The sequence below is a fragment of the Burkholderia sp. HI4860 genome (genome assembly GCF_002223045.2).
GTDB lineage: Bacteria > Pseudomonadota > Gammaproteobacteria > Burkholderiales > Burkholderiaceae > Burkholderia.
This window is the reverse complement of sequence record NZ_NKFO02000003.1, coordinates 1253908-1276953: the sequence shown is the minus strand read 5'-3', so window position 1 is coordinate 1276953 and position 23046 is coordinate 1253908. Positions and strand designations below refer to the sequence as shown.

The window sequence follows — 23046 nt, the reverse complement described above, 5'->3', positions numbered from 1 at the left end:
GCTTACAATGTTTCGATAGCTGGCGCGGCCCTCCGGCCGCCGCCGCTCACGCTTCCCCACGAATTCATGCCGCCCTGCGCGGCGCGCTTCTCGAGTCACACGATGGATATCGATCAGTACATGACCGACCTGGGCCGTCGCGCCCGGCACGCTTCCCGCGCGATGGCGCGCGCCAGCACGGCCGCGAAGAACGCGGCGCTCGACGCCGTGGCGCGCGCGATCGAACGCGACGCGCAGGCGCTGAAGGACGCGAATGCGCGCGATGTCGCCCGTGCCCGTGAAAAGGGGCTGGATGCCGCGTTCGTCGATCGCCTGACACTGTCGGACAAGGCGCTGAAGACGATGGTCGAAGGCTTGCGCCAGGTGGCGTCGCTGGCCGATCCGATCGGCGAGATCGGCAACCTCAAGTACCGCCCGAGCGGCATCCAGGTCGGCCAGATGCGTGTGCCGCTCGGCGTGATCGGCATCATCTACGAATCGCGCCCGAACGTGACGATCGACGCGGCCGCGCTGTGCCTGAAGTCGGGCAACGCGACGATTCTGCGCGGCGGCTCCGAAGCGCTCGAATCGAACGCCGCGCTCGCGAGGCTGATCGGCGAAGGGCTCGAAGCCGCCGGCCTGCCGCAGGACGCGGTGCAGGTCGTCGCGACGGCCGATCGCGCGGCGGTCGGCAAGCTGATCACGATGACCGAATACGTCGACGTGATCGTGCCGCGCGGCGGCAAGAGCCTGATCGAGCGCCTGATCAGCGAGGCGCGCGTGCCGATGATCAAGCACCTCGACGGCATCTGCCACGTGTACGTCGACGATCGCGCCGATCTCGCCAAGGCGCTGACCGTCTGCGACAACGCGAAGACGCATCGCTACGGCACCTGCAACACGATGGAGACGCTGCTCGTCGCGAGCGGTATCGCGGCGACGCTGCTGCCGCCGCTCGGCAAGCTGTATCGCGACAAGCAGGTCGAACTGCGCGTCGACGCGGCCGCGCGCGCGGTGCTCGCCGATGCGGGCGTCGGCCCGCTCGTCGACGCCACCGAGGAAGACTGGCACACCGAGTATCTCGCGCCGGTGCTCGCGATCAAGGTCGTCGACGGCCTCGACGCCGCGATCGAGCACATCAACCACTACGGCTCGCACCACACGGACGCGATCGTCACCGAGGATCACGACCGCGCGATGCGGTTCCTGCGCGAGGTCGATTCGGCGAGCGTGATGGTCAACGCATCGACGCGCTTCGCGGACGGCTTCGAATTCGGCCTCGGCGCGGAAATCGGCATCTCGAACGACAAGCTGCACGCACGCGGCCCCGTCGGCCTGGAAGGGCTGACGTCGCTGAAGTACGTCGTGCTCGGACACGGCGAAGGCCGCCAGTAAACAGCGAGGCACACAATCGATGGCGATGCTCTGGGTCAAGACGTTCCATATCGTTCTGATCGCCGCGTGGTTTGCAGGGTTGTTCTACCTGCCGCGCATCTACGTGAACCTGGCCATGGAAACCGATCCGGCCGCCGTGCGTCGCCTGCTGCTGATGGCGCGCAAGCTGTTCCGCTTCATGACGATGATCGCGGTGCCGGCGCTGGCCTGCGGGCTGTGGCTCTGGCTGTCGATCGGTATCGGGCAGGGGCAGGGCTGGATTCACGCGAAGGTGACGGTCGTGCTGCTGCTGATCGTCTATCACGCGTATTGCGGGCACCTGCTGCGGGTGTTCGAGCGCGGCGAGAACCGCCGCACCGACAAGTGGTATCGCGTGTTCAACGAGCTGCCGGTGCTCGGCATGCTCGCGGCGGTCGCGCTGGTCGTGATCAAGCCGTTCTGAGCGGCATGGCCGGCGAGGTTGCCGGCGCTGCCTGATGCGCAACGGCGCCCCGCGGGGCGCCGTTTGTCGTTTACGGTTCGTGCGCGCGGTCGGCGCGGCGTCTGCTCAATCCTTCGTGCCGTCGTCGATCCGGCGGCGCGTGATCGCCTCCTTCGCACGGCCGACCCGTTCCATCAGCGCGGGGCCGCGCGACAGCGCGACGCCGACCGCGAGGATGTCGCCGATCGCGAGATGCGACATCCGCGACGTCATCGGCGAGAACACGTCGGTTTCCTCCGCCACGTTCGACGCGAGACTCACCGTCGCGAGCTTCGCGAGCGGCGAATGGCTCTGCGTGATCGCGACGACCTTCGCGCCGCACGCGAGCGCGGAGCGTGCGGCGTCGACGATGTCACGCGTGCGGCCGGTGTTCGAGATCGCGACGACGACGTCGTGCGGGCCGAGCAGCGCCGACGACATCGAGAACGTGTGCGGATCCGAATACGCGACGCTCGGCACGCCGAGCCGGAAGAACTTGTGCTGGATGTCCTGCGCGGCGATACCGGAGCCGCCGGCGCCGTAGAACTCGATCCGCGACGCGTTCGACAACAGCCCGATCGCCTCGGCGACGCTGCCGGCGGACAGGCTGTTGCGCACCTCGATCAGTGCGCCGATCGTGCGGTCGAACACCTTGCCGATGATGCCGGGCGCCGGTTCGTCGGGCTCGACGTCGCGATAGACCGACGACACGCCCGGCGCGACGCTCTGCGCGAGCCGGATCTTGAATTCGCGAAAGCCGCTGCAGCCGAGCGCCTGGCAGAAGCGCGCGATCGTCGGCTGGCTGACGCCCGCGCGCGTCGACAGCTCGGTCATCGCGAGGTCGAGCACCTCGCGCGGCGCGGCGAGGATGTAGTCGGCGAGCTTGCGCTCGGACGGGCGCAACTCGGTGCGGATCGCTTCAATGCGGGGCAGCATGGGACGGCAGGCGGAAATCGGGTTCGGATGAGCGAGTGTATCGCAATCGAATTGTAGAAAATCTACAGGAAAATACTAGCGCGGGCGTAGTGCTTTCATTGCGGAGAGTTAGGGTTTTCACTAGGTATCACCTTGCTGGTGGCGGGAATGAGGGTTGCGGAGCGATGAATCCGCATTGCATGCTTGTAGTTTTTCTACTAGACTGGCTTCGTTCTGTCGATGCATTCGACCGTCCCCACGATTCCAACCGCCGGTGTCGGCCGGCATACAGGAGCGCCCAGCATGACGTCGCTGCACCCCACTCTGGCGAAGGTCACCGAACGCGTGATCGCCCGCAGCCAATCGACCCGTTCCGCCTATCTGCAGCGCATCGACGGCGCGCAGGGCAAGTTCCCGGCGCGCGGCGCGCTGTCGTGCGCGAACCTCGCGCACGGCTTCGCCGGCCTCGAGGGTAACGACAAGTTCTCGATCAAGGCGATCCGCGAGCCGAACATCGGCATCGTGTCCTCGTACAACGAGATGCTGTCCGCGCATGCGCCGTACAAGGATTTCCCCGAGATCATCAAGGCGGCCGCGCGCGAGAACGGCGGGGTCGCGCAGTTCGCGGGCGGCGTGCCGGCGATGTGCGACGGCGTCACGCAGGGCAACCCGGGGATGGAGCTGTCGCTGTTCTCGCGCGAGGCGATCGCGATGGGCACGGCGATCGCGCTCACGCACAACATGTTCGACGCGGCGCTCTGCCTCGGCATCTGCGACAAGATCGTGCCGGGCCTGCTGATCGGTGCGCTGCAGTTCGGCCACCTGCCGACGATCTTCGTGCCGGCCGGCCCGATGACGAGCGGCCTGTCGAACGACGACAAGGCGAAGATCCGCCAGCAGTTCGCGACCGGCCAGGTCGGCCGCGACGCGCTCCTCGAAGCCGAATCGGCCGCGTATCACGGCCACGGCACCTGCACGTTCTACGGCACCGCGAACAGCAACCAGATGCTGATGGAGCTGATGGGGCTGCACCTGCCGGGCTCGGCATTCGTCCACCCGCACACGCCGCTGCGCACCGCGCTCACCGCCGAGGCCGCGCGCCGCGTGCTCGACCTGACCGTCGAGCGCGGCCACTACACGCCGATCGGCCACGTGATCGACGAGAAGGCGATCGTCAACGGGATCGTCGCGCTGCTCGCGACGGGCGGCTCGACCAACCACACGCTGCACCTCGTCGCGATCGCGCGCGCGGCCGGCATCCTGATCGACTGGAACGATTTCGACGAACTGTCGGCCGTCGTGCCGCTGCTCGCGAAGATCTACCCGAACGGCAAGGCCGACGTGAACCATTTCCACGCGGCGGGCGGCGTGGCCTTCCTGGTCCGCACCCTGCTCGAAGGCGGGCTGCTGCACGAGGACGTGACGACGGTCGCCGGCAAGGGTCTCGCGCACTACACGAAGGAGCCGAAGCTGATCGACGGCAAGCTGACGTGGGTCGACGGCGCGGCCGAGAGCCACGACACGAAGGTGCTGCGCGGCATCCGCGACCCGTTCCAGCCGGACGGCGGCCTGCGCCTGATGCAGGGCCGCCTCGGCCGCGGCGTGATCAAGATTTCGGCGGTCGCGCCCGAGCACCGCAAGGTGACGGCGCCCGCGATCGTGTTCGATTCGCAGGAAGCCGTGCAGGAAGCATTCGATCGCGGCGAGCTGAAGCGCGATTTCGTCGCGGTGGTGCGCTTCCAGGGCGCGCGCGCGAACGGGATGCCCGAGCTGCACCGTTTGACGCCGCTGCTCGGCGTGCTGCAGGATCAGGGCTTCCACGTCGCGCTGGTCACCGACGGCCGTATGTCGGGCGCGTCGGGCAAGGTGCCGGCCGTGATCCACGTGTCGCCGGAAGCGCTGCTCGCCGGCCCGCTCGGCAAGGTGAAGACGGGCGATACGCTCGTGATCGACGCGGAAGCCGGCGTGCTCGACATCGAGGTCGACGCCGCCGAGTGGCAGGCGCGCCCGGTCGCGCAGCCGCTGCACCAGGCCGAGAACGAAGTCGGTTTCGGGCGTGAACTGTTCGGCGTGTTCCGCGCGGCCGCCGCGCCGGCGGAGCAGGGCGCATCGGTTTTCGGCGCGCTGGTCGGCGAAACGGCCGCCCACGTCGCCGCATGAATTTCAAGGAGCCAATTCAATGAAGACGATTGCTGAAATCGTGAAGCTGGGCCCGGTCATCCCGGTGCTCGCATTCGACTCGGTCGAGCAGGGCGAACACGTGTCGCGTGCACTGCACGCAGGCGGCGTGAAGGTGCTCGAGATCACGCTGCGCACGCCGGCCGGCCTGGAAGCGATCCAGCGCGCCAGCCAGCTCGCGGACGACATCGTCGTCGGCGTCGGCACGATCACGAAGCCCGAGCATTGCGAGCAGGCCAAGCGCGCGGGCGCGAAGTTCGGCGTGTCGCCGGGCCTGACGAAGGAACTGCACCTCGCGTCGCTCGACGCGGGCCTGCCGCTGCTGCCGGGCGTGATGACGCCGAGCGACATCATCCAGGCGCTCGAATTCGGCTACGAGATCGTGAAGTTCTTCCCCGCGCAGCAGGCGGGCGGCGTGCCGATGCTGCAGGCGTTCCACGGCCCGTTCCCGGCGCTGAAGTTCTGCCCGACCGGCGGCATCACCGTCGAAACCGCACCGAATTTCCTGAAACTGCCGAACGTCGTGTGCGTCGGCGGCTCGTGGCTCACGCCGAAAGCCGCGCTCGCCGCGCAGGACTGGGCCGAAGTCACGCGCCTCGCGCAAGCCGCGAGCCAGCTTCCCCGTTAAGACTTGTACGGAATGACGGTTCAGCCCTCGGAAAGCGAGCCTTAGTGCTTGTTTTACCGAGGGTTTTTGCTGATGGAACCGGTTCTATCCGCGGACCGTAAAGATAAGTAAAATTCAGCGTCCTGACGGGGTGGGTACCCCCCGTGTTCCGGAGACCTGCATAGCCGGGCATACTCGCAACAACTCGCCCGGTTCGAACAATTCTAGGAGGAGTGCCACATGGGGGCTGTCCAAGGCAGCATGCTGCTCGTATTCACGCTGATCGCGATTGCCGCGCTGATCCTGATGATCGCGCGCTTCAAGATCTACCCGTTCCTGGTGCTGATCATCGTTTCGCTCGGCCTCGGGCTGGTCGTCGGCATGCCGATGGACAAGATCGTCAAGTCGTTCGAGACGGGCACCGGCGGTACGCTCGGCCACATCGCGATCGTCGTCGGCCTCGGCACGATGCTCGGCAAGATGATGGCCGAATCGGGCGGCGCCGAACGGATCGCGACCACGCTGATCGACTGGTTCGGTGAAAAGAACATCCACTGGGCGATGATGTTCGTCGCGATCATCGTCGGCCTGCCGGTGTTCTTCGAAGTCGGCTTCGTGCTGCTGATCCCGATCGCGTTCAACGTCGCGAAGCGCACCGGCAAGTCGCTGCTCGTCGTCGGCCTGCCGATGGTGGCCGGCCTGTCCGTCGTGCACGGGCTGATCCCGCCGCACCCGGCCGCACTGCTGGCCGTTCAGCAATACGGCGCCGATATCGGCAAGACGATCGCGTTCGGCCTGATCGTCGGCGTGCCGACCGCGATCATCGCGGGCCCGCTGTTCGCGCTGACGATCTCGAAGTTCGTGAAGCTGCCGGAGAACAACCCGCTCGCCGCGCAGTTCGTCGACTCGCGTGCGAACGGTGAAAAGCGCGAACTGCCGAGCTTCGGCATCACGCTGTTCACGATCCTGCTGCCCGTCGTGCTGATGCTCGTCGGCAGCTGGGCCGACCTGGTGTTCACGCCGAAGTCGCTGCCGAACAACCTGCTGCGCTTTGCCGGCAACTCGGACGTCGCGCTGCTGATCGCCGTGCTCGTGAGCTTCTTCACGTTCGGCAAGCTGCAGGGCTTCAACCGCGACCAGATCCAGAAGTTCTGCGGCGAGTGCCTGGCACCGATCGCGGGCATCACGCTGATCGTCGGCGCGGGTGGCGGCTTCGGCGGCGTCCTGCGCGACAGCGGGATTTCGCAGCAGATCGTCGAAACCGCGAAGCACGCGCACCTGTCGCCGCTGCTGCTCGGCTGGTTCGTCGCCGCGCTGATGCGTCTCGCGACGGGTTCGGCGACGGTCGCGATGACGACGGCCTGCGGCATCGTCGCGCCGATCGCGGCGGCGTCCGGCGCGGCGGTCAGCCCGGAACTGCTGGTGCTTGCCACGGGCTCGGGCTCGCTGATCTTCTCGCACGTGAACGACGGCGGCTTCTGGCTGATCAAGGAATACTTCGGGATGACGGTCGGCCAGACGTTCAAGACCTGGTCGTTGCTCGAAACGATCATCTCGGTGCTCGGCCTCGGCTTTACACTGCTGCTGAGCATGGTTCTGTAACAAGGGGTAGTCAATGATTCTGATCGCAATGGGCGTGTCGGGCGCCGGCAAGTCGCTGATCGGCGAAATGCTGGCGGAACGCCTGTCGTGCAGCTATACCGATGGCGACGCGTTTCACAGCGCGGCGAACAAGGAGAAGATGCACAACGGCATTCCGCTGACCGACGACGACCGCTGGCCGTGGCTGCGCACGATTCGCGCGGCCATCGAGGAAAAGCAGCGTGCCGGCGAAACGGCCGTGTTCACGTGCTCGTCGCTGAAGCGGTCGTACCGCGACGTGCTGCGCGGCACCGACACCGACGTGCGGTTCGTGTATCTGAAGGGTTCGTTCGAGGTGTTGCACGAGCGCCTGAAGAGCCGCACCGGCCATTTCTTCGATCCGTCGCTGCTGAAGAGCCAGCTCGATACGCTCGAGGAGCCGGGCCCGGACGAAGCGATCGAGGTCAGCATCGAGCTGACGCCCGAGCAGATCGTCGATCAGGTCATGCTGAAGATCGGCATCGCGCAGCAGCACTGAGCGCGGTTCGCGGCAATCGTCATGGAAAAGGCGCCTTCGGGCGCCTTTTTCGTTGGCGGCGCGCAGGCCGGGGTCAGGCCGCGTGCGCCTGCTTCGCGATGCCGTCGAGCAGCACGTCGAGCATCGTGTCGTGCACGGCGGCCGGATCGAGCTGTGCATAGAGCGGGGCGGCCGCCTTGACGAGCGGATGCGCGGCGTCGGACAGCGCTTCCATTTCCGCGAGCTCGACATCGTTCGCGGCGCGCGTGAGGCCGCCGGCTTCGGCCGCGGCCAGGCCGATCACGCTCGCATACCAGCCGACGCACACCGACGGCAGCGCCGCGCGCGGGATGCCGGCGTCGGCCAGCGCGCGATGCACGGCCTCGATGTGTGCGAGATCGGCGGGCCCGGTACTCATGTGCCGCTGCAGCAGCGCGAACGCGGCCGGGTAGCGCAGCGCGAGCGCGCGGTACTGGCGTGCGAGGTCGCGCAGCCGTTCGCGCCACGGCAGCGCGGCGTCGACCGGCACGAGCGAGCGCGACAGCGCGTTCGCGATCGCGCGGCTCAGGCCTTCCTTCGACTTGAAGTGGTACAGCACGCTCATCGGGTCGCAGCCGACCGACTGCGCGAGCTTGCGCACGCTGAACGCGGCTTCGCCGACGTCTTCGAGCAGCGCGAGCGCGGCCGCGACGATCGCCTCCTTGTCGAGGCCGCGCGGGCCTTGGGCGGGTTTGTCTTTCATCGATGCGGGCTGGCGGGCCGGTACGGCACCGGCTGTAAACTTGACGAAAGCTTATTCTACACTGTAGAATTATTTCTGCGGTGTAGAAATTGGGTGTCCCGGCACCTTTCAATACGTGCTTTCGCACAGTCCGGGATCCAGGCGGCACGAGCGTGCCCGCCGTCAACACGGGCCATCACGCCCCTTTTCTCGTTGACACCCATGTGGAACCGGCTGCCCCACCCGCGAAGCCAGAAGGCTCATCGACAGGCGGCCCTACCATGCAAGTGCAATCATGACTTTCAACAACCCCCCCCTGATCCAGGGCGAATCGCGTTTCGAACCAACGCAACTGAACATCGAAAAAGACAACTGGAACTGGTGCGACCCGGCCCGCTACGACGGCGAGCACTCGGCGAACTGGTACGAGGCGTCGCTGTCACGCCATACGAACAGCGCGCCGCTCGCGCACGATGCCGTCTGCGACGTGCTCGTGATCGGCGCGGGCCTGCTCGGCGCATCGGCCGCGCTGCATCTCGCGGAAGCGGGTGTCGACACGATCCTCGTCGACAAGCACCACGTCGGCTCGGCCGCATCGGGCCGCAACGGCGGGCAACTGACGCCCGGCCTCGCGCGCTGGGAAGCCGCCGACATGATCGACTACCTGTCGCACGACGACGCGAAGCGGCTGTGGCGCTTTGCGTCGGCCGAATCGATGGACCTGATCGATGCGATCGGCGCACGTTATGCGCTCGAGCTCGATCGCAAGCGCGGCCACATCACCGCGGCGGTCCACCCGGGCCACATGAGCGCGCTGCTGGACGGCGCGGATGCGCGCCGTCATCTCGGCGACGCGGGCGTGACGCTCGTCGGCCGCCATCAGCTGCATGACGAATACGTGCGCTCGGGGCTGTATCACGGCGCGGCGATCGACGCGATCGGCGGGCAGATTCATCCGCTCGCGCTGGTGCGCGGCCTCGTGCACGGCTTCCGGCTGAACGGCGGCGCGCTGTTCGAGGGCACCGAGGTGCTCGAGCTCGACGAGACGCCGGCGGGCGTCGTCGCGACGACGCCGGGCGGCACGATCACCGCGCGCCGCGGCGTCGTGCTCGCGCTGCACAACACGACGTTCCGGCTGCTCGACGACGGCGCGGCGACCACGGTGCCGTTCTTTACCTACGTGAGCGTGACGGCGCCGCTGGACGTCGACGTCGCGACGCTGATGCCGGCTGGCATGCCCGTGTACGACACGCAGTTCCAGATCGACTATTACCGGCCGGTAGGCGGCAATCGCCTGCTGTTCGGCGGGCAGGGCACCGGCACCTGCTGGGCGCAGCCCGACGTGAACGCGTACCTGCTGACGCGGCTGAACACGGTGTTCCCGCAGCACGACGGCCGGTTCGCGCTCGACTACTGCTGGAGCGGTGTCAGCGACTTCACGCTGAACGGCGCGACCGACAGCCGCAAGACCGACGGCCGTGTGCCGATGTACATGGTGCAGGGCTGGAGCGGCCACGGCGTCGCGCAGACGGTGCGGATCGGCAAGGCGATCTGCGACGATTTCGTCGGACGCAACGACGATTTCTCGATGCTGACCGGCATCGACCATCGCGCGATTCCGCTCGGCCGCCAGTTGTCGCCGATCGCGATTCCCGCCGCGAAGGCCGCGATGAGCGTGATGAGCGCGCTCAACCCGGGGCGGATGATCTCGTTCTGATACTGCCGCGGCAGCCAACGAAAAAGCCCGATGCGATTGCTCGCATCGGGCTTTTTTACGTGCGCAGACGGCGGCGCTTACGCGATCCGCTTCGCGAGTTCGACGGCCTTGCCGATGTACGACGCCGGCGTCATCGCGAGCAGGAGATCCTTCGCCTCTTGCGGGATCGCGAGCGTGCCGACGAATTCCTGCAGCGCTTCGCGCGTGATGCCCTTGCCGCGCGTCAGTTCCTTCAGCTGCTCGTACGGGTTCTCGATGCCGTAGCGGCGCATCACCGTCTGCACCGGCTCGGCCAGCACTTCCCAGCAGTTGTCGAGGTCTTCGTTCAGGCGCTGCGGGTTCACTTCGAGCTTGTCGAGGCCGCGGATCAGCGAGTCGTACGCGAGCAGCGAGTAGCCGAGCGCGACGCCCATGTTGCGCAGCACCGTCGAGTCGGTCAGGTCGCGCTGCCAGCGCGACACGGGCAGCTTGTCGGCGAGGTGGCGCAGCGTCGCGTTCGCGAGGCCGAGGTTGCCTTCCGAGTTCTCGAAGTCGATCGGGTTGACCTTGTGCGGCATCGTCGACGAGCCGATTTCACCGGCCTTCGTCTTCTGCTTGAAGTAGCCGACCGAGATGTAGCCCCACACGTCGCGGTCGAGGTCGAGCAGGATCGTGTTCGCGCGCGCCACGGCGTCGAACAGCTCGGCCATGTAGTCGTGCGGCTCGATCTGGATCGTGTACGGGTTGAACGTGAGCTTCAGGCGGTTCTCGATCACGTCGCGCGAGAACGCTTCCCAGTCGAATTCCGGATACGCCGACAGATGCGCGTTGAAGTTGCCGACCGCGCCGTTCATCTTGCCGAGGATCTCGACCTTCTCGATGCGCGTGATCGCACGGGCGAGGCGGGCCGCGACGTTCGCGAGTTCCTTGCCGAGCGTCGTCGGGCTGGCCGGCTGGCCGTGCGTGCGCGACAGCATCGGCTGCTCGGCGTGCGCGTGCGCGAGCGCGACGAGGCGCTGGTAGACCGTGCGCAGCGCCGGCAGGATCACGTGTTCGCGCGCGCCGGCGAGCATCATGCCGTGCGACGTGTTGTTGATGTCTTCCGACGTGCACGCGAAGTGGATGAATTCGCTGGCCTTTTCGAGTTCTTCCTGGCCCTTCACCGATTCCTTCAGCCAGTATTCGACGGCCTTCACGTCGTGGTTCGTCACGCGCTCGATGTCCTTGATGCGGGCGGCGTCGTGCGCGGTGAAGCGCTCGGCGAGCTGCAGCAGGAACTGTTCGGACGCGTCGGAGAAGCGCGGGACTTCCGCGAAGCCGGCGCGCGACAGCGCGATCAGCCAGTGCACCTCGACGGTGACGCGGTGGCGCATGAAGGCGGCTTCGGAGAGCCAGTCGCGCAGCGCTTCGGTCTTGCTGGCGTAGCGGCCGTCGATGGGCGAAAGCGCGGTGAGGGCAAAAAGCGTATCGGGACGAGTGTCGGACATGATCGGGCGGGCCTTGGGGCCGGGTCGAGCGAGGGGAGGGAGAATCCGGCATTTTACCATCGGCGCGGGACGATCCCGGCCGCGCGCGGCCGGCGGGCGCTGTCGCGTGCCGATACCGCGTCGGCGCCCGTTCGCGGCGGGGCGCCGGGCCGCTCGGCGCACCGCCGGCCGGGGCCGCCCGCCGGTAGAATGCAGGCTTCTTCCCGACCGCCGCCCGCCGCGCCCGCCTGCATGGAACTGAAATGGCTCGAAGACTTCGTCTCGCTCGCGGAAACGCGCAGCTTTAGCCGGTCCGCCGAGCTGCGGCACGTGTCGCAGCCGGCGTTTTCGCGGCGCATCCAGGCGCTCGAGGCATGGCTCGCCACCGAACTGATCGATCGTTCGGTCTATCCGACGCGGCTCACGCAGGCCGGGCAGATCTTCTACGAACAGGCGCTGACGATGCTGTCGCAGGCGCACGAGGCGCGCACGCTGCTGCGCGGCCACGTCGGCGCGCCGGTGCCGACGATCGAGTTCGCGGTGCCGCACACGCTGTCGCTCACGTACTTCCCGCGCTGGCTGCAGCGGATCGAGGCGAAGATGGGCCAGGTCCACACGCGGCTGCGCGCGCTGAACGTGCACGACGCGGTGCTGTCGCTCGTCGAGGGCGGCTGCGATCTCGTGATGGGCTACCACCACCCGAGCCATCCGGTCGCGCTCGATCCGGCGCGCTACGACATGCTGATCCTCGGCAGCGAGCCGATCAGCCCGTTCTCGGCGCCGGGCCGCGCGGGGCGGCCGCGCTATACGCTGCCCGGCACGGCCGACGCGCGCGTGCCGTACCTGTCCTATACGCCGAACGCGTATCTCGGCCGGATGACGGAAGTCATCGTCGCGAATGCGACGACACCGCTGTTCCTCGATCGCGTCTACGAGACCGACATGGCCGAAGGGCTGAAGGCGATGGCGCTCGCGGGCCACGGGATCGCGTTCCTGCCGCACAGCGCGGTCGAGGATGCGGTCGCGGGCGGCCGCCTGATCCGGCTCGACCGGTCGGTGCGCGGTGGCGCGTACCCGTTCACGCTGACCATGGAGATCCGGCTGTACTGCGACAAGCTCGCACTGCAGGGCGACGATCCGCGACAGAAGCTTGTGCGTGCGCTGTGGGACGTCGTGCGCGACGAACTGCGCGAAACCGCGGGTTAACCGTGGGCGGTTAACCGCCGGCCTGCCGTCGTCGAGCTTGCGATGCCTGTCGGGCGGCTGTCCCGCGGCCGTCCCGCCTCCGGGAAACACGATTTTTCATGCACGCGATGCACGATCGATCGCGGGCGTTCTTGCGCAAATCGACCGCAGATTTGCGAAAAATCGCGATCATGCAAGAAACGCATAATCGAATAAGCAAACGGCATTGGATAAAAAAAACGGGTTTTTCGACAATGTGCGCACCTGTTGACCGTTGGAGCATCCATGTCTTCGCAATTGCAGTCCATCCCGTCCTACCTGCACGCCGACGATCTCGGCCCGTGGGGCAACTACCTTCAGCAAGTCGACCGCGTCGCGCCGTATCTCGGTTCGCTGTCGCGCTGGCTCGAAACGCTGAAGCGCCCGAAGCGCATCCTGATCGTCGACTGCCCGATCGAGCTCGATAACGGTACCGTCGCGCACTTCGAAGGCTATCGCGTGCAGCACAACGTGTCGCGCGGCCCGGGCAAGGGCGGCGTGCGTTACCACCAGGACGTGACGCTGTCGGAAGTGATGGCACTGTCCGCATGGATGTCGGTCAAGAACGCGGCCGTGAACGTGCCGTACGGCGGCGCGAAGGGCGGTATCCGCGTCGACCCGCGCAAGCTGTCGCGTGGTGAGCTCGAGCGCGTGACGCGCCGCTACACCAGCGAAATCGGCATCATCATCGGCCCGAACACCGACATCCCGGCGCCGGACGTCAACACCAACGAACAGGTGATGGCGTGGATGATGGACACGTACTCGATGAACCAGGGCCAGACGTCGACCGGCGTCGTGACCGGCAAGCCGATCGCACTCGGCGGTTCGCTCGGCCGCAAGGAAGCAACGGGCCGCGGCGTGTTCGTCGTCGGCAGCGAAGCGGCGAAGAAGAAGGGCCTCGAGATCGAAGGCGCACGCATCGCGGTGCAGGGCTTCGGCAACGTCGGCGGCATCGCGGCGAAGCTGTTCCAGGAAGCGGGTGCGAAGGTGATCGCGGTGCAGGATCACACGGGCACGATCTACCAGCCGGCCGGCCTCGATTCGAACAAGCTGCTCGACCACGTCGCACGCACGGGCGGCGTCGCGGGCTTCGAAGGCGCGGAGCCGATGCCGAATGACGAGTTCTGGACGGTCGAAACCGACATCCTGATCCCGGCGGCACTGGAAAACCAGATCACCGAGAAGAACGCAGGGAAGATCCGCACGAAGATCGTCGTCGAAGGCGCGAACGGCCCGACGACGACGGCGGCGGACGACATCCTGACCGCGAACGGCGTGCTGGTGATCCCGGACGTGATCGCGAACGCGGGTGGCGTGACCGTGTCGTACTTCGAATGGGTGCAGGATTTCTCGAGCTTCTTCTGGACGGAAGACGAGATCAACCATCGTCTCGAACGCGTGATGCGCGAAGCGTTCTCCGGCGTGTGGGCGGTCGCGGAAGAGCACAAGGTGTCGGTGCGTACCGCAGCGTTCATCGTTGCGTGCAAGCGCATCCTGATGGCGCGCGAAATGCGCGGCCTGTACCCCTGATCGGCGGTTGCCGATTTCAGATCGGTTGACTACGATCAATCCATGACGCAATCCGTCCGGTTGCGTGCATGAACCCTCGCGGGCGGTGCCGAATCCGGCATCGCCCGCGCGCGCATTCAGGCGCCGGAAGGGCGCCCGAAGCCGGGAGGACGGCTTCGCGCAGCGCGATGCGTAGTGCGGTAAACAACCAGTACTTTCAAAAATATTACTTTGATACACTGGCGCGGGTTTTAGCCAAGGAGATGACCAAAATGAAATACCAAAAGGCAGTCCTGATGTTCGCGGCGCTTTGCGCGTTCGCAAGCGGCGCGCATGCTCAGGAGACGGGCACGCTGAAGAAGATCAAGGACACGGGCGTGATCGCGCTGGGGCACCGCGAATCGTCGATTCCGTTCTCCTACTATGACCAGAACCAGCAGGTGGTCGGCTATTCGCGCGAATTCCAGCTGAAGGTGGTCGACGCGGTGAAGAAGAAGCTGAACCTGCCGAACCTGCAGGTGAAGAACATTCCGGTCACGTCGCAGAACCGCATCCCGCTCGTGCAGAACGGCACGGTCGACATCGAGTGCGGCTCGACCACCAACAACGTCGAGCGCCAGCAACAGGCTGCGTTCTCCGACACGATCTTCGTGATCGGCACGCGCCTGATGACGAAGAAGGATTCGGGCGTCAAGGATTTCGCCGACCTGAAGGGCAAGACGGTCGTGACCACCGCCGGCACGACGTCGGAGCGCCTGCTGCGCAAGATGAACAACGACAAGCAGCTCGGCATGAACATCATCAGCGCGAAGGATCACGGCGATTCGTTCAATACGCTGGAATCGGGCCGCGCGGTCGCGTTCATGATGGATGACGCGCTGCTCGCGGGCGAGCGCGCGAAGGCGAAGCAGCCGGGCGAGTGGGTGATCGTCGGCACGCCGCAATCGGAAGAAGCGTACGGCTGCATGATGCGCAAGGGCGATGCGGACTTCAAGAAGGTCGTCGACGACGCGATCTCGCAAGTCGAGAAGTCGGGCGAAGCCGCGAAGATCTACGCGAAGTGGTTCGAGAACCCGATCCCGCCGAAGGGGCTGAACCTGAACTTCCCGCTGTCCGATTCGATGAAGAAGCTGTACGCGAACCCGAACGACAAGGCGCTCGACTGACCGCAGGGCCGTTGATGCAGAAATGACGCTAATGAGACGGAAGAGGCCACGCTTCTTCCGTCTCTTTTTGCTGGAGTCTTGCCCATGTCTTACCACTGGAACTGGGGCATCTTCCTGAGCCCCGTATCGACCGGCGAGCCGACGACTTATTTCGGATGGCTGATGTCCGGCTTCTGGGTGACCATCGAAGTGTCGCTCGTCGCCTGGGTCATCGCGCTGATCGTCGGTTCGCTGTTCGGCGTGCTGCGCACCGTGCCGAACAAATGGTTGTCCGCGATCGGTACCGTGTACGTGTCGATCTTCCGGAACATTCCGCTGATCGTGCAGTTCTTCGTCTGGTATCTCGTGATACCGGAGCTGCTGCCCGCGTCGATCGGCACCTGGATCAAGCAGTTGCCGCCCGCCACGCAGTTCTTTACCGCGTCGATCATCTGTCTCGGCCTGTTCACGGGGGCGCGCGTGTGCGAACAGGTGCGCTCGGGGATCAACGCGCTGCCGAAGGGCCAGCGCGCCGCCGGCCTCGCGATGGGTTTCACGCAATGGCAGACGTACCGCTACGTGCTGCTGCCCGTTGCGTACCGGATCATCGTGCCGCCGCTCACGTCGGAATTCCTGAACATCTTCAAGAACTCCGCCGTCGCGTCGACGATCGGCCTGCTCGACCTGTCCGCGCAGGCGCGCCAGCTCGTCGACTACACCGCGCAGACGTATGAGTCGTTCATCGCGGTGACGCTCGCCTACGTGATCATCAACCTCGTCGTGATGGCGTTCATGCGCTGGATCGAAGGCCGTACGCGGCTGCCCGGCTATATCGGAGGCAAGTGATGCATCAGTTCGACTGGAGTAGTATTCCCGGCGCGCTGCCGACGCTGTGGACGGGGGCGGTCGTCACGTTCCAGATCACGCTGATCGCGATCGTGGTCGGGATCGTCTGGGGCACGCTGCTCGCGCTGATGCGGCTGTCGGGCGTGACGCCGCTCGCGTGGTTCGCGAAAGCGTACGTGACGGTGTTCCGCTCGATCCCGCTCGTGATGGTGCTGCTGTGGTTCTTCCTGATCGTGCCGCAGTTGCTGCAGGGCGTGCTCGGGTTGTCGCCGACGATCGACATCCGTCTCGCGTCGGCGATGGTCGCGTTCTCGCTGTTCGAAGCCGCGTATTATTCCGAGATCATCCGCGCCGGCATCCAGGCGGTGCCGCGCGGGCAGGTGAACGCCGCGTTCGCGCTCGGCATGAACTACGCGCAGGCGATGCGCCTCGTGATCCTGCCGCAGGCGTTCCGCGCGATGGTGCCGCTGCTGCTCACGCAGGCGATCGTCCTGTTCCAGGATACGTCGCTCGTGTACGTGATCAGTCTCGCGGACTTCTTCCGCACGGCGGCCAACATCGGCGATCGCGACGGCACGACCGTCGAGATGGTCCTGTTCGCCGGCGCATGCTATTTCGTGATTTGCTCGTTGGCGTCTGCACTCGTCAAGGGTCTCCAGAAAAAGGTCACAAGATGATTTCCATCAAGAACGTTTCGAAGTGGTACGGCCAGTTTCAGGTTCTCACCGACTGCACGACCGAGGTCAAGAAAGGCGAAGTGGTCGTCGTGTGCGGCCCGTCGGGCTCGGGCAAATCCACGCTGATCAAGACCGTGAACGGCCTCGAGCCGTTCCAGCAGGGCGAGATCCTCGTGAACGGCCAGTCGGTCGGCGACAAGAAGACGAACCTGTCGAAGCTGCGCTCGAAGGTCGGGATGGTGTTCCAGCATTTCGAGCTGTTCCCGCACCTGTCGATCACCGAGAACCTGACGCTCGCGCAGGTCAAGGTGCTCGGCCGCGGCAAGGACGAGGCGAACGAGAAGGGCATGAAGCTGCTCGAGCGCGTCGGCCTGAAGGCGCATGCGCACAAGTTCCCGGGCCAGCTGTCGGGCGGCCAGCAGCAACGTGTCGCGATCGCGCGCGCGCTGTCGATGGATCCGATCGCGATGCTGTTCGACGAGCCGACGTCCGCGCTCGACCCCGAGATGATCAACGAAGTGCTCGACGTGATGGTCGAACTTGCGCAGGAAGGGATGACGATGATGGTCGTCACGCACGAGATGGGCTTCGCGAAGAAGGTCGCCCATCGCGTGATCTTCATGGACAAGGGCGCGATCGTCGAGGACGACCGCAAGGACGATTTCTTCTCGAATCCGAAATCGGAGCGCGCGAAGGACTTCCTCGCGAAGATCCTGCACTGAGCGTTCGCGCGCGTCGGCGCTGCCGATGCGCCGATACGAAAACCGCCCGGCCGAGCGCCGGGCGGTTTTTTTTCGTCCACCGCTACGCGGGTGAGCGCCGTTACCAGCTGTAGCGGTAGCCGACCTGCCCGACGATGCCGCGCCGGTAGTCGCCGCCGATGTTGCGCGCGATCTTCGCGTTCGCGTACAGCTCGCCCGACTTGCCGAAGCCCGCGGTCACGCCGACGCCGAGTTCGTACCACGTGCGGCCGAGGTGCGTCGCGAACGGCGTGCCGCCGACGACGGTCTGGCCCGGCGACAGGAAGTCGTGCAGCACGTCGGCCGTGAAGTACGGCGTGGCAGCGCCGCCGCCCGAATCCGACTGGAGGTTCGGCCGGAAGATGCGCACGCCGACGCGGCCGCGCAGCGCGTTCGTCGTCGTACCCGATACTGCCGAGACGTTGTCGTTGAACCCGTTCAGCTTCAGGTACTGGTACATCAGCTGCGCCTGCGGCTCGACCGCGACCGGCAGCGCACCGATCGCGAACAGCTTGCCGACTTCCTGCGACAGCGCGATGCCGAAGCCGTTCTGCGACGCCTCGTTGCCATAGCTGTCGCGGTAGCGGTTGCCGTAGTGCGTGACCTGCCCGACGCTGTCGAAGTACGTGCCGTCGGACAGGTACTTCGTCCAGTAGCCGCCGATGCTCTGCGCGTGCATCTCGACCGAACCCGTCGACGTCGACAGGTTGGCCGTATCCGCGCGCGCCATGTCGCTGAAGCTTGCGTTCGACACGCCGATGCTGGCCGTCACGCCCGCATGCGTGCTGCCGCCGCCGTTCGGTGCCTGGTCGAGCGTCCAGTCCTTGCCGAACTGCGCGAAGAACGTCCGCTCGTCGGCCGCGAAGCGCCCCGCGTTCGCGTCGAGGCTCTGGCCGCCGATGCGCCCCCACACGCCGTCGCGATTGCCCGGCTGCTGCTTTTCGAGGTTGTAGATGTCGCCGACGCGCTCGTGCAGTTTGCCGAGCGTGGAGAAGCCGTAGTCGGCGTTGAGCAGCGGCGTGAGGGCATAGCCCGAGACCCCGGGGCGATACGCGAGCGTGCCGCCGTTGCCATTCCCGTTGTTGCCGCCGTCACCGCCGCCGGACGGGTGGATCGGGTCGCCGGGGTTCGACGGATCGAGTTGCGACCGCAGGTACCAGCCGTTCGCGTCGGCTTGCCCGCCGCGATAGAGCCGGTATTCGTACGCGCCCGCCTGTACGGGGCCCGCGAGCTGGAACGCCGATGCGGTGGTCGTGCCGCCGTTGGCCGTGACGACCACCGGGATCCCGTCGCCCTTCGTCTGCGCGCCGGTGCCGGCCGTGTTGGCGATCTTCAGGCCCGTCGTGCCGCTCGCGGCGCCGCCGTTCACGATCACCCGATCGGTCGGCGAGGCGTCGGCGCCGAGGAACGTGTTGAGCGCGATCGTGCCGCCGTTGCCGACGTAGCTGCCGGTCGTCAGCGTCTTGTAGCTGCCCGCGAGCGTCGGCGAACCGGTCGGTGCGGCGAATGCGACGAGGCCCGCGTTGTTCAGGCTGCTCAGCACCGAGCTGCCCGTCATGCGCCACGTGCTGGTGTTGTCGACGGTCAGTGCGACCGGATCGATCTTGCCGGTCAGCGTCGTGCCGTTTGCGAGGAACACGTTGCCGGTGCTCGAAGCGTCGGAGACGATGTCGCCGGCCAGGTTCACGGCGGATGCGGTGAAGGTGGCGCGGCTGCCGTTCGACAGGTCGAGCAGCGTGCCGTTGCCGGCCGTCACGACCGTGCCGTTGCGCACGGCGATGTCGGCCGTGCCGCCGCGCACCGCGAAAGCCGGCCCGGTGACGGACGCGACGCTGCCGCCGTCGACGAGCACCGAGCTCGTCGCGCCGTTTGCGAGCGTATCGGACGTCAGCACGCCGGCCGTCGCACCCTTGAGCGTCGTGCCGGTCAGCGCGAGCACGCCGCCGCTGTCGGCGGTGGCGCCGTTGGCGGCGGCGCTGGCGATCGTCGAGCCCGTGTCGCCGATGCGGCCGCCGTTTTGTGCGACGAGGCCGTCGGACGTCGCGCCCGACGTGGTGATCTTCGCACCCGACAGCAGCGCGGTCGCGCCGCCTGTCGTCACGATCGCGGCCGAACCCGCGCCGGTCGTCGCGACGGTCGTGCCGTTGGCCGCCAGCGTCGAATCCGCCCCCGACACGAAGAAGCCGCGTGCGTTGTCGCCGCTGGTCCGGACGACGGTCGCCGCATCGGTCGCGATGCGTGCGCCGGCGCCCGTCGACGACAGGCCGTCGGCACCGCTGCCGGTCGTGCCAATCTGCGTGCCGGCCAGCGCGATCGTCGCGTTGGTGCCCTGGTTGTCGATCCCCTTGCCCGAGCCGCCAACCGCGATCGACGTCGCGCCGGCTGCCAACCCGCCGCCCGTCACGGTCGAGTCGATCAGCACGCCGTCGGCGCTGCCGTTCGCGATCACGGTGCCGGCGCTCGACAGCGCGACCGATGCGCCGGTGCCCGTCAGGTGGACGCCCGCGATGCCGTCGTCGGCTTCGATCGAACCGGCGTTGGCGAGCGTCGCCGACGCACCCTGCACGAGCGCGCCGGTGCCATTGGATACGCGGATCGTCGACGCGTTGTTCACCGTGCCGAGCGCGCCGATCACGACGCCCGTCGAGCCGGCGCCCGTCAGCAGCACCGTGTCGCGGTTCTCGAGCGTGCCGAGGTTCTGCGCGACGAAGCCGGTGACGCCGGCCGTCGATGACGTGACGGCGGCGTGGTTGGTGAGCGACGTCGCGACCGGTGTGCCGGCATTGGCGCCGGCGAGATCGTGCGCCTGGCCGTCGACGACGCCGGCGATCGCACCGGCCGCGTTCAGGTTGATCGTCGCGCCCGCGTCGATCGTGCCTTGCGCGCCGCCTTCGACCGCGATCGCGATGCCGTTCGCGCCGTTGACGTTGTAGATCGCGTTGCCGGTCGACAGCACGGTGCCGGCGTCGGTCGCGAGCACGCCGTGCGCACGCTGGCCGTTGACGTCGGTCGTCAGCGCGCCGGCCGTCGACGTGCCCGTGTAGGCCGCGCCGCCCGCGACGCGGAACAGCGTCGAATCGTCGGTGTCGACGCTCAGGTGCTGCGCGGCGACGTTGATCTTCGAGCCCGCGCCATACGCGTAGAAACCGATCTGGCTGGTGCCCGACATGAAGGCCGGCACGGCGTTGGCGCCGACGTTGATCGTCGCGCCCGAGCGTGCATGCACGCCGATTGCGCCGGTGCCCGTCAGGTTGAGCGCACCGTTGAGCGTGGCCGTGGCGCTCGGCCCTTCGGCCCACACGCCGTAGTTACGCGTGCCGGAGGCCGGATCGAGGCCGCCGGCGACGTCGATCGTGCCGCTCGACAGCGCGGACGTTGCCTGCGCACCGGTGCCGACCACCATGATGCCGATGCCGTTGACGCCGTTCAGCGTGATGGTGCCGGTGTTGGTCACGGTCGCCGCCGTGTCGGCCGCGAGCATGCCGACGTTGGCGAGCGGCGTGCCGGCGGCCGCGCCGTTGACGACGATCGCGCCCGCGTTGGTCAGCGTGCCGGACGCCGAGCCGATGCTCGCCAGCGCGGCGCCGTTCTGCGTCTGCGAGCCGATCACGATCGTGCCGAGGTTGCTCGCGGTGCCGGAATTGCCGAGCAGGATGCCGTAAGCGTGCGCGGCGAGTGCGACGTCGCTTGCCGTTCCGCCGGGCGCGTACTGCGCCGAGCGGCCGAGGGTGATCGTGCCGCCCGCTTCGTTCGTGAAGCTGCCGCCATCGACGAGGCCGCCGATCACCTGGCTGTCGAGCGTCGTCGCATTGACGCCGACGTTGATCGTGCCGGCGTTCGACGCGGTTGCACCGCCTGTCACGGCGACCGCGTAGTTCTGCAGGTCCGGCCGGTTGCCGTCCAGCGTCCATGCGCCGACGTTCATCACGCCGTGGTTGACGAACGACGTGCCCGTGCCGTTCGCAAATACGCCGTTGCCTTCGGTGTACGCGTGGTAGTTGAAGTTGTTCGGCGGCGTGCTGCCGCTCGTGTCGAAGTTGTCGCCGGACGCGTACCCGGACGAGATCACGCCGTTGTTGACGCCGCTTGCGCCGCTCAGCAGGCGCACCAGCGTGAAGTCGCCCGACAGGCGCCCGTCGTTGATGAAGTGCGCGCCGTTTTCCGCGAGGACGGCCGAGCTCGAGTCGATCGTGTTGACGCCGCGGAAGTCGATCTGGCCGTCCTTGCCGATCTGCAGTGTCGCGTTCGCGCCCGTGCCGTGCATCGCCGACAGGAAACCGATCGGCAGCGTGTTCTTGTCGCCCGGGGACACGTTGTTCTGATACTGGAAGGATTGCTGCGAGAACGTGACGGCCTGGCCGAACGCGCTGTCGTAGGCGGCCTGCGAGCCGAGCGCGCCGCTTTGCACCGAGCGCACGAGAAAGTCGTTGTACGCGGCGAGCGATGCGGCGTCGGTGACCTTCCAGGTGCTGCCGTCGAATGCGGTGAAGGTGCCCGCGTAGGCCGGCACGTCGAGCTGGCGGCTGCCGATGGCGCCGCCGTCCGCCAGGTAGTCGCCGGTGGTGAACCGGATCTGGTTGCGTGAGTTCCAGGTGACGGTGCTTTTCGCGGCGCCCGTGCCGTCCGCGAAAGTCAGGTCGGTCTGCTTCGCGGCCATCTCGATCGCGTTGCCGGCTGCATCGGGCGCGTTCGCCGCATTGCCGATCGACACGTTGAGCGTGCCGCCGGTGGCGGCGACGGTGCCGATGCGCGCGTTTACATACTGATCGCCGTTCACGTCGTGGTAGACGGGTACCGCGGTCGTGCCGGCCGTCGACGCGGCGAACGCGGACGAGTCGTAGGTCGCGACCGACGTGTGGGTGCCGGTGATCGAGTCGGGTGTGCTGACGCTGCGCGTCTTGCCGCCGAGCGACAGCAGCGGCTGGTTCGGGTTGCCCGACACGATGGTCGTGCTGCCGATCGGCGTAAGCGTGTAGCCCGGGTCGCCGCCGGCACCGGTCCATGCGCCCGACACGCCGACGGTGTCGCCGCCCGAGACGGTGGCGGAGCCTGCCAGGTTGTCGTTGACGGTCGGGCTGAAACTGCCGGGCGCGCAGGTGCCGCCGCTCGCGATGGCCGCGCCGCTGCCGCACGTCGATGCGTACGCGGAGCCGGCCGACAGTGCGGCCAGCGCGGCGCCGACTGCCGCGATGCGAAGCGATGCCCGGTGCGTCGCCGCGAGCGCGGCGCGGCGGCTCGTGCCGGATGCGCCGCCCGAACGCTTGCCGCGCGCCCGTGCGGTTTCCGCGGCCGCAATCCAGCAGCCGGTGGCCTCGTTCCATATCGATCGAAATGAATGATTCACGACAAGCCCCTATCTCTTGTTTTGATGTGGTTTTCACCGTGGT

Annotated in this window: 17 protein-coding genes; 13 read left to right on the top strand and 4 right to left on the bottom strand. The window is 67.0% G+C overall.

Going from position 1 to position 23046, the window contains the following annotated elements:
* Positions 1-102 precede the first annotated feature (102 nt).
* Positions 103-1374, top strand: a complete 1272-nt coding sequence (locus CFB34_RS21190) for a glutamate-5-semialdehyde dehydrogenase (protein WP_089439225.1) — start codon at positions 103-105, stop codon at positions 1372-1374.
* A gap of 19 nt (positions 1375-1393) precedes the next feature.
* Positions 1394-1816 (top strand): CopD family protein, encoded by a 423-nt coding sequence (locus CFB34_RS21185; RefSeq protein WP_011350935.1) that lies wholly within the window; start codon positions 1394-1396, stop codon positions 1814-1816.
* Positions 1817-1921: 105 nt separating this feature from the next.
* Here CFB34_RS21185 and CFB34_RS21180 read toward each other — a convergent pair whose 3' ends face one another.
* The gene (locus CFB34_RS21180) at positions 1922-2770 is read right to left on the bottom strand and encodes a MurR/RpiR family transcriptional regulator (protein ID WP_039361495.1); all 849 of its coding nucleotides are present in this window, start codon (positions 2768-2770) and stop codon (positions 1922-1924) included.
* A 282-nt stretch (positions 2771-3052) separates the two neighbouring features.
* Between CFB34_RS21180 and edd the strand changes: the two genes are divergently transcribed.
* From edd to CFB34_RS21160, 4 genes are all read left to right on the top strand, one after another.
* Positions 3053-4909 (top strand): phosphogluconate dehydratase, encoded by a 1857-nt coding sequence (gene edd, locus CFB34_RS21175; protein ID WP_089439226.1) that lies wholly within the window; start codon positions 3053-3055, stop codon positions 4907-4909.
* Positions 4910-4928: 19 nt separating this feature from the next.
* On the top strand, positions 4929-5555 hold the full coding sequence (gene eda / locus CFB34_RS21170) for a bifunctional 4-hydroxy-2-oxoglutarate aldolase/2-dehydro-3-deoxy-phosphogluconate aldolase (RefSeq protein WP_011350938.1): 627 nt from the start codon (positions 4929-4931) through the stop codon (positions 5553-5555).
* Between the two features lie 219 nt (positions 5556-5774).
* Positions 5775-7136, top strand: a complete 1362-nt coding sequence (locus CFB34_RS21165) for a GntP family permease (RefSeq protein ID WP_089439227.1) — start codon at positions 5775-5777, stop codon at positions 7134-7136.
* Positions 7137-7149: 13 nt separating this feature from the next.
* Positions 7150-7653 carry a gluconokinase gene (locus tag CFB34_RS21160; RefSeq protein WP_047851621.1) on the top strand — a complete coding sequence of 168 codons (504 nt, stop codon included), beginning with the start codon at positions 7150-7152 and terminating at the stop codon, positions 7651-7653.
* 73 nt (positions 7654-7726) lie between these two features.
* Here CFB34_RS21160 and CFB34_RS21155 read toward each other — a convergent pair whose 3' ends face one another.
* A complete protein-coding gene (locus CFB34_RS21155; RefSeq protein ID WP_089439228.1) occupies positions 7727-8374 on the bottom strand; it encodes a TetR/AcrR family transcriptional regulator C-terminal domain-containing protein in 648 nt (215 codons plus the stop codon).
* Between the two features lie 274 nt (positions 8375-8648).
* Here CFB34_RS21155 and CFB34_RS21150 point away from each other — a divergent pair, with 274 nt between their 5' ends.
* On the top strand, positions 8649-10070 hold the full coding sequence (locus CFB34_RS21150; RefSeq protein WP_089439229.1) for an FAD-dependent oxidoreductase: 1422 nt from the start codon (positions 8649-8651) through the stop codon (positions 10068-10070).
* A 77-nt stretch (positions 10071-10147) separates the two neighbouring features.
* Here the strand turns inward: CFB34_RS21150 and purB are convergent, their stop codons facing one another.
* The gene (purB, locus tag CFB34_RS21145) at positions 10148-11536 is read right to left on the bottom strand and encodes an adenylosuccinate lyase (protein WP_089439230.1); all 1389 of its coding nucleotides are present in this window, start codon (positions 11534-11536) and stop codon (positions 10148-10150) included.
* 231 nt (positions 11537-11767) lie between these two features.
* Here purB and CFB34_RS21140 point away from each other — a divergent pair, with 231 nt between their 5' ends.
* From CFB34_RS21140 to CFB34_RS21115, 6 genes are all read left to right on the top strand, one after another.
* Positions 11768-12721: a LysR substrate-binding domain-containing protein gene (locus tag CFB34_RS21140; RefSeq protein WP_011350944.1), complete on the top strand. Its 954-nt coding sequence runs from the start codon at positions 11768-11770 to the stop codon at positions 12719-12721.
* 264 nt (positions 12722-12985) lie between these two features.
* Complete coding sequence (locus CFB34_RS21135) at positions 12986-14272, top strand: Glu/Leu/Phe/Val dehydrogenase (protein ID WP_089439231.1); 1287 nt, start codon at positions 12986-12988, stop codon at positions 14270-14272.
* A 251-nt stretch (positions 14273-14523) separates the two neighbouring features.
* A complete protein-coding gene (locus tag CFB34_RS21130) occupies positions 14524-15417 on the top strand; it encodes a glutamate/aspartate ABC transporter substrate-binding protein (RefSeq protein ID WP_179243611.1) in 894 nt (297 codons plus the stop codon).
* An 84-nt stretch (positions 15418-15501) separates the two neighbouring features.
* Complete coding sequence (locus tag CFB34_RS21125) at positions 15502-16242, top strand: amino acid ABC transporter permease (protein WP_039361471.1); 741 nt, start codon at positions 15502-15504, stop codon at positions 16240-16242.
* Positions 16242-16919, top strand: coding sequence for a glutamate/aspartate ABC transporter permease GltK (gene gltK, locus CFB34_RS21120; protein WP_089439233.1), 678 nt, complete (start codon positions 16242-16244; stop codon positions 16917-16919). The genes CFB34_RS21125 and gltK overlap by 1 nt, the downstream gene beginning before the upstream one ends.
* Positions 16916-17641 (top strand): amino acid ABC transporter ATP-binding protein, encoded by a 726-nt coding sequence (locus CFB34_RS21115; protein WP_089439234.1) that lies wholly within the window; start codon positions 16916-16918, stop codon positions 17639-17641. The genes gltK and CFB34_RS21115 overlap by 4 nt, the downstream gene beginning before the upstream one ends.
* A gap of 100 nt (positions 17642-17741) precedes the next feature.
* On the opposite strand, the gene CFB34_RS21110 is transcribed toward CFB34_RS21115, so the two are convergent.
* Entirely contained in the window at positions 17742-23003 is a 5262-nt protein-coding gene (locus tag CFB34_RS21110) for an autotransporter outer membrane beta-barrel domain-containing protein (protein WP_089439235.1), read from the bottom strand.
* Between the last annotated feature and the right edge of the window lie 43 nt (positions 23004-23046).